This window comes from Paenibacillus sp. 1-18, from assembly GCF_000520755.1.
GTDB lineage: Bacteria > Bacillota > Bacilli > Paenibacillales > Paenibacillaceae > Paenibacillus > Paenibacillus brasilensis.
This window is the reverse complement of sequence record NZ_ASSB01000277.1, coordinates 1-1,220: the sequence shown is the minus strand read 5'-3', so window position 1 is coordinate 1,220 and position 1,220 is coordinate 1. Positions and strand designations below refer to the sequence as shown.

Sequence of the window (1,220 nt, the reverse complement as noted above, 5' to 3'; positions counted from 1 at the left end):
TTTTAATGGGAACAACGACGACTTTTTTTGCGGTTGTGGCTTGTGCCATAGTTGTTTCTCCCTTCGATATCTTCTTTATACGGTCACATGTTATAATGCGTGCGGTACACCATCAAGTCCATTTCTGTCCATGTGATAGCTACTTGAAAGACTTTTTATTAAGCTCATCAATGGCTATAAACTCTTCTTCTGTAATTACATTTTGTGATCTTAATTGTTTTAATAGGCTCAGACTGAGCAAGTAGTCGATGGATTTTCGTTGCATATGTATGTGCTCCTTTGAAATAAAAATGGCTCACCACAAAGGCAAGCCGTATAGATATAAAGCTTAGAATAAATTCTTAAGATTGATGGTCTTTTCTATGGTAATGCTAGGATCGTTTACTAAGGTGGCAGTCAGTGCAAGGGCTTTATTGATTGCGCCACTACTGCTTCCGGCTTTCACAGTCACGCTATTTCCTGTACTCGCTGTCATGCTTCCCATGATAGGAGTTGAATCATCTTTATTTCGTAGGCTCCACTCTACCGACTGGTCAAACACTTCCGTTCCATGATTAGATCTACTATCACTGCCGATTGTATAATATATAATTTCATAGTCTGTATACACGTCCAAATACACTTGCTTATCGAATCGACGGGTAAATTTATGTAAGCCTAGTAATACATTTCGTTCTGCTGTTCCATCTTCCAACACATACGCATTCAAAGGAGACAATACTGTGGCTGAAAACTGGCCACCCGAATCAATATAGTTTAACTCAAAGCTCTCACCAAAGATTTCAGATTGTTTCCGAAGCTGTAGATTATGCTCTTTGTCCCAATGACTCATATGTACATCTATATTATGTATGGCTTTATCCTGATCTGACTTGGACACATAGTTTACTGGCTTACCGAGCAGATAGCCCACTTCATTATCTACGAACTTACGTGGAAAATTGAAAATGAGCTTTTGATTGCTTCTGCTTTCTTGCATGGCATAGTTCTTGAGAATGGCATGTTGGCCATTGTAGTAATCTGCATATTTCTGTTTGGCTAATGCAGCCGATTGGAGCTCATTTAGACACTTTAATATGATTTGTTCGTTTATTTGCAAATAGGTTCTTCCTTTCAAAATGGGCAATGTAACTGTTGTTTGAATAAAGAACAGAACCACCTTTACTAAGGTAGTCCCTTGTTGAATTCTCTTTAGCCCCTTAGTGAACTTGGACACTAAG

General features: G+C 38.6%; 2 protein-coding genes. Both read right to left on the bottom strand.

Features of this window, described 5'->3' with window-relative positions:
- Positions 1–139: 139 nt before the first annotated feature.
- A complete protein-coding gene (locus L693_RS32145; RefSeq protein WP_268794278.1) occupies positions 140–265 on the bottom strand; it encodes an SHOCT domain-containing protein in 126 nt (41 codons plus the stop codon).
- Between the two features lie 63 nt (positions 266–328).
- A partial coding sequence (locus L693_RS31565) for a phage portal protein (RefSeq protein ID WP_231503689.1) occupies positions 329–1,220 on the bottom strand: 892 nt, incomplete at its 5' end.